The 10,455-nt window shown below is 59.1% G+C and carries 5 protein-coding genes; 2 read left to right on the top strand and 3 right to left on the bottom strand.

Translation table 11 applies throughout. The annotated features are described in order from the left end of the window. The first annotated feature begins 132 nt into the window (after positions 1–132). Together ACH2ED_RS16790 and ACH2ED_RS16785 are read left to right on the top strand one after the other, a co-directional pair. Positions 133–2,019 (top strand): ATP-binding protein, encoded by a 1,887-nt coding sequence (locus ACH2ED_RS16790; protein WP_395093595.1) that lies wholly within the window; start codon positions 133–135, stop codon positions 2,017–2,019. Between the two features lie 62 nt (positions 2,020–2,081). Next, positions 2,082–3,848, top strand: coding sequence for an ABC transporter ATP-binding protein (locus ACH2ED_RS16785; protein WP_395093593.1), 1,767 nt, complete (start codon positions 2,082–2,084; stop codon positions 3,846–3,848). A gap of 19 nt (positions 3,849–3,867) precedes the next feature. On the opposite strand, the gene ileS is transcribed toward ACH2ED_RS16785, so the two are convergent. The 3 genes from ileS to ACH2ED_RS16770 form a co-directional block, all read right to left on the bottom strand. Then, entirely contained in the window at positions 3,868–6,666 is a 2,799-nt protein-coding gene (gene ileS, locus ACH2ED_RS16780; protein ID WP_395093590.1) for an isoleucine--tRNA ligase, read from the bottom strand. Between the two features lie 274 nt (positions 6,667–6,940). Then, on the bottom strand, positions 6,941–7,525 hold the full coding sequence (locus ACH2ED_RS16775; protein WP_395093588.1) for a hypothetical protein: 585 nt from the start codon (positions 7,523–7,525) through the stop codon (positions 6,941–6,943). Then, positions 7,522–10,422, bottom strand: coding sequence for a prolyl oligopeptidase family serine peptidase (locus ACH2ED_RS16770; RefSeq protein WP_395093585.1), 2,901 nt, complete (start codon positions 10,420–10,422; stop codon positions 7,522–7,524). Before ACH2ED_RS16770 ends, ACH2ED_RS16775 begins: the two co-directional genes overlap by 4 nt. Between the last annotated feature and the right edge of the window lie 33 nt (positions 10,423–10,455).

Here is a 10,455-nt window from a genome sequence, read left to right as displayed (position 1 = left end):
GTTATGGCTTTTATGGATATATTGACTCACGGAGCATTGTAAAGCATTCTATGCGGACGCGGAGCAAGCTCCGGGGAATGTACCCGTCCGAGATTCATCAGCGCCGATTTCAATCGGCGGTACACTGTGCCCATGCGGAAAGAGCGTGGGCGGGTGATAGAGGTTCTTCAAGAAGAGAATCAGGCGGTTCCGATTGGCGTGGTCGGGTCACCGTCGGACACCAACCAGATCACCATTGATATTCTGGAGAGCGCGGAGAACTCCCGGATTCGGGGGCAGATGGTCTATCTGGTGGTGCCGCTGGGAAACAGCGGCCAGCAGATGGCGGTGCTGGGGCAGATCAGCCGGGTGGAGACCAAAAACCGCTGGCACGAGGACATGGCCTTTCGCGGGATCATCAAGCGGCAGGGCGAGCTGCAAAACCTCTCGGGGCGCGCCGATGTGCGCACGGCGACGATCAGCGTGCAGGCCGCGTTTCTCATTGATGAGAACGAAAAAGGCGAGGAGTTTGCCAGTGAAGACATGCTCGGCACCTCGCCCAGCACGGGTAAGGCCGTCTACGCCGTGCGCGATGAGGTTCTCTCGATTTTATTAGAGAAGCACCAGAAAGAGATCGTGTATCTCGGGAAAGTCTTTGGGACGCAGGTCAAGATGCCCCAGCACCTGCGGCACTTTGGCAAGGGCGCGGGCGGGGTCGGGGAGGCGTATCACATTGGCGTCTTTGGCAAGACCGGCTCGGGTAAGAGCGGTCTCGCGGCCTACTTGCTGCTCTGCTACGCCCGGCAGCGCGAGATGGGTGTTTTGTTTATTGACCCGCAGGGCCAGTTCTCCAGCGGCTGGGGGCTGCCTTTTGACCTACACCGCGCACTCTTTGCCCAGGGCCGCGATGTCAAAGTCTATAAAATGGCGACCGGACTGCGGCTGGGAGACAACGCGCTTCAGTTCTGCGAGCTACTCGCCAAAGCAAAGTTCTATCAGTTCCTCGGCATCAAGAACGCCGATAACGCCGAGATCGCGATAGAGGTTTTGTACAACCACGTACGCAAGGCACTGACGGCAGCCGGGGCGAAGCTCGATGCCGCGCCGGGGAACTTACTCAAGGACACGCTGACGAGCTGGGTCACCGACGAGAAATCGCTGGAGCGCATCTACACAGGAAAAGAGCGCCGTGAGCAGCTCGCCGAGCGCCTACGGCAGATTCTCAGCGACGACGAGGAGTTCACCGACTGCCAGAAGCGCTGGACGACGGCGCTGGATATGTTCCAGAAAATTGACTCCAAAGGCAACGAGCGCACGCCGCTGACGCAAGTCGTTGCCTCGATGATCAACACGGCGGAGACCGACACACAGCCCTTTGTGTTTCTGGACATCTCGGGCGAGGGCACGGAGTTCAAGGACGATGACGAAATAAAAGCCTTGCTCTTGAAAGAGATCGCCAGCACGCTCAACCGCGAGGGCGGCGAGGCGTTTGCACAGGGCAAGCAGCTCAACTGCTTAGTGGCGCTGGATGAGGCCCATCGGTTTGTACGGAACTTTACGCGCTCGTCGGACACCACGGAGATGTCCAAGCTCACTACGGAATTTGTGGACGCGGTGCGCACCACCCGAAAGTATGGCCTCGGGTATTTATTTATCACGCAGACCCTTGCCAGCCTCCACCGCGAGATTATCGGGCAGCTCCGGCTCTGTGCGTTTGGCTACGGCCTGACTATGGGCAGTGAGCTGGCGAACTTAAACGAGCTGGTCGGCGACCCAGAGGCACTCTCGCTCTACCGCTCGTTTGTGGACCCGCAGAGCCGCAAGCAGTACCCCTTCATGTTCACCGGCCCGGCCTCACCTCTGAGCTTTACCGGCAGCCCGATCTTCGTGGAGATGTTCACCCGCTACGAGGACTTTGTCGCCGCAAACCCCTGGGCAGATTACTCCAGCGTGCCGAAAGTGCGCAACACTCCCCTCCCCACGCGCGGCTACAAAGATGAGGAGAGCTTCGAGAAAGCCCGAACGCTGGACTTTGATTGAGCGCTCCCCTGAACGGGAGCTGTCGAATTCAGGGGAGCGTCCTGTGGTAGACTAAACGCACCATGGGGCAGATAGGGCGATTCATTCGGGAGCTGGGAAAGTACCGGGCCACACAGGCGTGGATCGCGTTTCTGACTCTGATCTCGGCACTACTCTCCCTCCAAACACCTGGGCTGATCAAGCAGATATTCAACTTTCTCGACCCACGTAAGCCCCAACCATTTCACCTACCCGGACCGTTTTCCAGCCTCACGGGGGCCTTTATTTTGCTGCTGCTCGTCTCGCTCGCGGCGGGGTTGATGAGCTACGTGATGGGCGTGACCATTCAGGCGATGGGCCAGCGCTTTCTGCTCGACATGCGCGTCCGGCTCTACACACATCTTCAGGAGCTCTCTCAGGGATTTTTTGAGAAGTCCCAGACCGGGAAGATCGTCGCCACGCTGGTCAATGATGTGGGGCAGGTCAACGGGCTAATTACGGGAGCGTTTGTCACTATCATCCAGGACTCGGTCACTCTAATTGGTGTTTTGATCCTGATCTTTATGCAGAACCCACGCCTCGCACTTCTCGCCCTCGCGGTCTACCCCATCTATATCTTGAACTATGTCTTCTCCCGCACGGTGCTCAAGGAAAACGCTAGCAAGATCAGCGAGCTTCGCGGAGTGATTCTCTCGGACTTGCAGGAGAAGTTGGCGGGGATTCAGGTGGTGAAATCCTATGCTCAGGAGCGCTCCGAGGTACGCAGCTACACCCACCTGAACCGCGACAACTTAAACCTCAATATCCGACAGAGCAACATGGGGACACTGCTCTTTGCCCGTGCGGAGTTCATCACCGCTATCGGGACAGCGACCGTGCTCTGTGTCGGAGGCCAGGCAGTGATCAATGGCGAGCTACGCCAGGGGGACCTTGTGGCGTTTCTGGTGCTGGTGACGGCCTATCTCTACGCCCCGACCGTGCGCCTGATCCAGCTCAACGACCAGCTTGCCCGCGCCCAGGCCAGCTTGCGCCGTATTTTCGACCTACTAGACACCGAGCCCGTGGTCAAGAACGATCTGCAAGCACCACCGCTTCCCAAAATCTCGGGGCGCGTGGTCTACGGGAGTGTCTGGTTTTCCTACGAACCCGAGCAGTTTGTTCTCAAGGGCATTGATCTCACGGTCGAGCCCGGACAAATGATCGCCTTTGTGGGCGGAAGCGGTAGCGGCAAGACCACCATGATCAGCCTGCTCTCGCGCCACTACGATGTGATCAAGGGCAGCATCACCATAGACGGCCACGATGTCCGAGAGATCGAGCTCACCTCCCTGCGAAAACAAATTGGGGTGGTGCTGCAAGAGAGCATTCTCTTTCACACCACGATCCGCGAAAATCTACGATACGGCAAGCTAGACGCCACCGATGAAGAACTAGCCGCCGCCGTGGAGGCCGCAAATCTCACGCAAGTGATCGAGGCGTGTCCGCTGGGCTACGATACCAAGATCGGGGAAGACGGCGTCAAGCTCTCCGTTGGGGAGAAGCAGCGCCTCGCCATTGCCCGCGCTCTTTTAGCCGACCCGCGCATCTTAGTGCTCGACGAGGCCACCAGCTCACTGGACTCCGAGACCGAGGCGCTCATTCAAGAAGCACTGGATCGCCTGATGCAAGGCCGCACGAGCTTTGTGATTGCTCACCGCCTCTCGACAATTGTCAAAGCCGATAAGATTGTCGTGATGGAGCTAGGCGAGATCAAGGAGATCGGCAGCCACTCCGAACTTTTAGAGCTTGGCGGAATCTATGCTAGGCTCTACGCCGAGCAGTTTAGAGCGGAGCTAGAGGCCGGTTCCTAGCAATACGTCGCGAGGGATTTTAATCCCCGCTGATCGCACCACGCCGCACCAATTCACGGACCACAGCGGCCTGACTCGCAGAGATTTCGGGGTACGCTGAGTCACTCCCGACATCCTCGCGCACAAACCACGACCGGGCACACTTGGTTCCTGGTGCCGGTGCGACGGTGACCAAGAGCGTCTCTCCCGTCGTAACCGTGAGCTTGGGCACGACCAGAGCCTGAGCCAGAAGCTCCAAGATCCCGTCCCCGATGGCACTTGCCAGCTCTGGCGTCACGGTGATAGTGGCCTGGGCTTCCTCCGGTTTAGAGATCAGCCCCACCGTGGATTCCTTGGCGTTGCGCGCCGCCGCGAGCGCCTGACGAAAGGGCTCCATCTGAAGATTAAAGGCATCGCGAACTGTCAATAGTGCCTCGAAACGGGCTTCCAGAGCCGTATCGGGCTCCCCTGCCACAGGCCAGTCCGCCAGATGCACACTCTCGGCTTTTCCGTCCCAGGAGGGAAGAAAATCCCAGGCTTCCTCTGCCGTGTGCACCAGAACCGGCGCGAGCATTCGGATCAGCGCGGCGGTGATTTCCAACATCGCGGTCTGTGAGGAGCGGCGCTTGGGGTCCTCGGGCAGCGACGTGTAGAGCCGATCTTTAAGCACATCTAAGTAAAACCCCGAGAGTTCCGTGTTACAGAAGCCGATCAGTGCTTGGGTGGCTTTGTAGAATGCGTACTCCTCGTAGGCCGCCGTGACTTCCCCTACCACGCCGGAGAGCTTGGAGAGAATCCAGGCGTCTAACGGATCGAGTTTGGCGTGCTCCACCCCATCAGTATTGGGGTTGAAGTCCGCGAGATTTCCGAGCAAGAAGCGCAGGGTGTTGCGCAATTTGCGGTAGCTATCGGCGAGCTGCTTTAAGATAGTATCGCCCAGCTTGGTGTCCTCGGTGTACTCGATGCTACCCACCCAGAGACGCAAGACATCCGCGCCGTAGCGCTCCACCACACCGAGCGGGTCCACGGTGTTGCCCTTGGACTTGCTCATCTTGTAGCCCAGCTCGTCCACCGTGAAGCCATTGGTGACCACGGCCTTGTACGGCGGGACGCCGCGTAGCGCGGTGGCGATCAGAAGTGAGCTATTGAACCAGCCCCGGTGCTGGTCACTTCCCTCCAGATACAGATCGGCGGGCCAGCGCAGGTCGGGCCATACCCCCGAGTCCAGTACAGCAAAGCTGGTGCTGCCCGAGTCGAACCAGACATCCAGCACGTCTTTTTCTTTCTCGAAGTCTTGAGCAGCGACCCCCTTATAGCTAAACCCAGTGGGCAAGATATCCTCGGGCGCGGCGGCGTACCACGCCTCGACACCACTCTGGCGGATCACGGCGACGGCGGCATCGAACGCGACTTCCTCCATGACCGGCTCGCCGTTGGCATAGAACAGGGCGATAGGAACGCCCCAGTGGCGCTGGCGTGAGACGGTCCAGTCAGGCCGCCCAGCGACGGCAGCGGTGATGCGGTTCTCCGACTGCGCGGGATACCAGGCGACGTTTTTGATACCCTCCAGCGCTTTTTGCCGCAGTCCGTTGTGCTCCACGGAGACGAACCACTGAACCGTGGCGCGAAAAAGCAGCGGTTTGTAGGGCGCACGCGGTGAGTGCGGGTAGGAGTGCGTGAAGCTGTAGCTCCCCAGAAGGGCCCCGAGCTCGGCCAATCGCTCCGGGATAGCTTTGTTTGCCTCGTCGGTGCTCATGCCTTCAAATGGCCCCGCCTCGCTGGTATAGCGGCCCCGTCCGTCGAGTGGCGAGAGGATCTGTAGACCGTACTTCATCCCCGTCAGGTAGTCGTCGGCACCGTGCCCCGGCGCCGTATGAACAATGCCCGTACCCGTGTCCGTGGTCACGTAGGTTGCCAGCACGCCCACGGAGTCACGGTCTAGCTCGGGCAGCGGGTGACGGAAACGCATGCCCTCAAAGTGCGCGCCTTTTCGCGTTTCGAGTACCGTGACGGCCCCTAAATCACACGCTGTCGCCGTGGCTTCGAGTAGCTCGGCAAGCAGCACGAGCTTTCCAGCTCTCTCGGTCTGAACAACCACATAGTCAAAGTCCGGGTGAAATGCCAGGGCTAAGTTGGCTGGGATGGTCCAAGGCGTCGTGGTCCAGATCACGGCGCGCAAGCCGGGCTCATTCACGCTCTCAAAAGCCACATAGATCGCCGGGCTCACGTGGTCTTTGTACTCGGCCTCGGTGTTGGCGAGCGCTGTCTCGTTGGCGATATCCCAAAGAACCGGCTTCAGTCCACGGTACACAAAACCCTTACACGCCATCGCCAGAAAGGTCTCGACGATCTTAGCCTCAAACGCGGGAGCCATTGTCAGGTACGGGTTGTCCCAGTCGCCCCGGATTCCCAGGCGCTGGAACTGCGTTTTTTGCACCGCCACCCACTCGGCAGCGTAGGTGCGGCAGCGGGCACGCAGCGTGTCTGGTGTCCAGGCTTCTTTCTTCTCTCGGAACTCTTTGACTACCTGCACCTCGATAGGCAGCCCGTGGTTGTCCCAGCCAGGCACATACGGCGACTGGAAGCCCGACATGGTCTTGTAGCGCGTGACGATGTCTTTGAGCGTCTTATTGAGCGCGTGGCCCAAGTGCAAGTTGCCGTTGGAGTACGGCGGACCGTCGTGGAGAAGAAACATGCCCTTTGGGGCGGGTTTGTCCAGCGATTTTCGGTAGAGATCCTGCTCCTTCCAGCGTGCCTGGAAAAGCGGCTCGCGGGCGGGCAGATCGGCGCGCATCGGAAAGTCCGTCTGCGGCAAGTTCAGCGTTTTTGAGTAGTCCATAGTGATCTAAATTTTGGAGAGAGTGCGCGGGTCGGCAGCGAGACAAAGCAACAGCGCCCCTGAAAGCAAAATCGCCACGGTTCGCCGAACCCTGGGGCAAGCACCATCGCTCGCCCCGAACCGTGTGTTGCTCAGGAGCGCTGGATAATCTGGGCGATACCGCCACAACGGGAGAAGAAGTGCATAGGTTGGAGATCAGTATACCGCCTGCTTCCGGAAGGTGCATCCGCGGTCCATAAAGCCTCACAGCAGGGACACTTGGACTCGTTGCTATCTACCCGCGATTACGTGCCGCCAGGACCATGACCATGAGCCCGAGTAGTGCGAGCGTCTCCTCGTCGGTGGACAGATCCCCGTGCTTTTCCAGTGCAAACTTGCTCTCAAAGAGCGAGGGTTTCTTCACCAGACGCAGCACTTTCGTGTCGCCGCGCTTGACGAGATAGGCGGGGTGAAAAAGAAACGAGGTCGCCAATCCGAGAATCGGAATCTCGCCCAACACGCCGTCAATCACCTTGATCCAGGGATTTTCTTCGTCTATCTGAAGAGTCGCATTTTCCATTCCCACGGGCCGAATCTGATAGTCAATATTCCAGAGAGACTTCCAGCCGTTACAGGTCACGGTTCCCAGTTCCGCACCCGAAGCGTTGGTAAAGGTGTAGACGGGTGAGACGGCGATAGCCTTGTGCGACTCAATATAGTAGAGCGGCTGGGTCTGCCCGGAGTCCGAGAAAATCGTAATCTTCTCCTTCCAGGAAAACTTGCGCTTGAGGTAACACACCGTCGCGCCCGATGCATCCGTGACAGTGAGCTGGCTGAGCAGTGCCAGGAGCTTAAACGAGACGGTTAGTGGGTAGTTCATTGAATTTCTTTCTTTTCTTCCGGACGGGTGTAGAACGCGCGCAGGTCACGGACGCCGCGCTCGGTGTAGGGGACGCCTTTTTGCATCCACTCGGGGCGAGCCGTATTGAGCAAGTAGTGGTCGAAGAACTCGGCCATGTGCACGGTCCAGTGCTTCATGTTGTCGCGGTTGGTCAGGCCATGCCCCTCGCCGTTGTAGTTGAACATAAACGCCTCTTTACCAAGGCGGCGCATTGCCGAGAAAAACTCGATGCCCTGCGTCCACGGCACCGCGCCGTCGGCGTCGTTGTGGATCGAGAGATACGGCGTCTGCACTTTGTCTACCCAGAATATGGGAGAGTTCTCGATGTACTTGAGCGGATCAGTCCACGGTGGGCCACCGATGCGGCTCTGGGTGCGCTCGTACTGAAACGCGCGGCTCATCCCAGACTCGTAGCGAATCCCTCCGTAGGCACTCACCATGTCCGAAACAGCAGCCCCCGCCTCGACGGCGCGGAAGAGATTGCTGCGGGTAATGAGATACGTGATCTCGTAGGCCCCCCAGCTATGCCCCTGAATCCCGATGCGCTGCGCATCTATGTAGCCGCGTCGGAGCACTTCCTGAACCGCCGGGATCACGCACTTCAGCGCTGACTCGCCGGGGTAGCCGGTTCGGTAGGTGATGTCCGGGCGTAGGACAATATAGCCATTGCTCACGTAGCGGCTCACATTGATGCTTGTCCCACCACCAGGCCGGACGTAGTTATGGAGCTGATCGGCCATCCGCTCGTAGATATAGACCATCAGGGGGTACTTCTTATTAGGATCGAAGTTATCCGGCAGCGTGAGCACCGCGGGGAGCTTCTGCCCATCGCCCGTCGTGTACTCCATCAGCTCACTCTTTCCCCAGATAAAGTCTTTCTGCTGCGGGTTCGCGTCGGTAATCTTGACCGCTTCCGTGAGTTTGGAAATACTCGGAGCGAGCCACAGATCGGGAAAAACATCGAAGCGCTCGCGGGTAAAGAGCACCGTCTCAGCATCGCGGGCCTTGACCGGCGGCCCAAAGGAGCAGTCGTCCATGACGATTTGGGTAGGACGTCCCTCCCGGAGCGATGCGGCACGCCAGTAGCCCTCGGCCTTAGAGGTCTGATCCGTGACAGTAAAAAGAAGGGGTTTGTTGGTGGGAATGGTCGGCTTCTCGGGGTCGAAGCCCAGGCGGCTCAACCGGAACGTCAGCCCCGCCTTTCGTCCCCCGGTTACCTGCCGCGCATCGCCATTTTCCGGGTTCACCTCCCAAAGATCGAACTTATCATAAAACAGCACGGACTTATCGCCCTCTGTCCAGCCTGCGGAGCCATAGGTCGGCGGCGGGGCGGGATGGTCATCGTCCTCGTTCCAGAGCGGGTGAGGAATCTTGGCCCCGAGGTTCACCACTTTCTCGCCGCTAGCCTCGCGGCACAGCCAGGTGCGCTGCGCTTGATCCCACCAGAGCAGATACTTCTCGCTCGGCGAGAGAAGCGCCGCTGCCCCTTGCTTGGTCAGCACCCGCTTCTTCTCCCCCGTCTCAATATCCATTAAGTAGATATCGTCATAGCTCTGATCCCAGGACGTAAGCTGCTGGTAGGGCTTGGCATCGCGCGCCAGTGCCCAGCGCTTGGTCGCGTCGCCCACCAGCACCGTGGGTTGATCCAGGCCGGAGAGCACTATGAGCTTGCCGCTCTTGAGGCTCAGACGTGCGGGGTAGGAGGGCTTGACCGTGCCACGCAGCTTTTGCACTGTCTGGAGCAGCCCATCGCCCGTGGTCCAGATATCAACATTGATGGAATCCACGGGGTCTTTTGGTTTGGGAGCGGGCTTGGGTGCAAGTGCCATGCTAAGGTGGCTCCCGTCTTTGGAGAAGCGCACCTGTCCCACCTCTGCGAGTTGCCAGCCTGTAGGGACGCCCGGAGTCTTCTCCGTCACCCACTCCTTGGGCTTGTCCTCACCCACTTTCCAGTGCCAGAGGGTACTCACACGGGCAGCCTGCGCTCCGGTAGCCGCTTTGGGTGTTCGTACAAAAACGAGCTGTTCCCCGGCATCGTCCCAGGAAAGGCTCCGAATATCCGACGGCCCCGCGCTCACAGTGGTATCCCCGTCTTTGTCTTTGTCTAGCTCCCGCACAAAGAGACCGTCTTTGGCATCGTCCTTACTGTCCACTACATACGCGAGTCGTGCACCGCTCTTATTCCAAACAAAATCCGTGACATCGGCAATGGTCACCCCCTGCCCCATTGTTAAATCCCGTAGCGTCAGTTCCGCGCCAACAGGCTGACTCGGTCCCGGTTGCGCCACCGCTCCTGCTCCACCCGCGGGGCGCGGGCTGGGCGTAGGGCTGGCTGGCACACGCTCCAATTGATATGCCAGCCAGCGGCTCCCCTCACTTGCCAGTGTGAAGCGACGAACTTTCTCAATTGTCTCCGTCTTCCCGGTCGTCAGATCCAGAATCCCCAGCGCCGAGGGCAAAGCGGGTTTCTTGTCCTTACGCGCCTTCTCACTCTCCGCGAACAGCGGCGCGACTGTAAAAACCACAAAACGGCTATCGGGAGTGAGCTGGGGAGTGCGCCCTCGCGGAATCTTGTACTCCGTCGCCCCCTCCGTGCTTCGAGTAAAAAGTGTCCCGTCGCCCTCGGCGGGGGCAATTACATAGGCTACCCATTTCCCATCGCGCGCGAGCTGTTGTGACTGAATACTTTTCCAGAGCTCGTAGTCGTAGTGCTTCAGTGGGCGCTTGCCGGCTTGTGCCGCTGCAACAGCACGAGGCTGGAGCTGGTTGATTGTCGCGCCCCCATTCACACGAGCAGGAAGGTTTTCCTGTCCGTAGGCCACGGCGAGCATCCCAAAAGAAAGAGCAAGAGAAAACGTCAGGCGAGTACGGTTCATGACAGCAATTATAACGGTTTTCTGCTATGATTC

This window comes from Armatimonas sp. (assembly GCF_043757465.1).
Classification (GTDB): Bacteria; Armatimonadota; Armatimonadia; order Armatimonadales; family Armatimonadaceae; genus Armatimonas.
The sequence above is the reverse complement of the archived record's forward strand: the minus strand, read 5'-3'. Positions and strand labels throughout refer to the sequence as shown.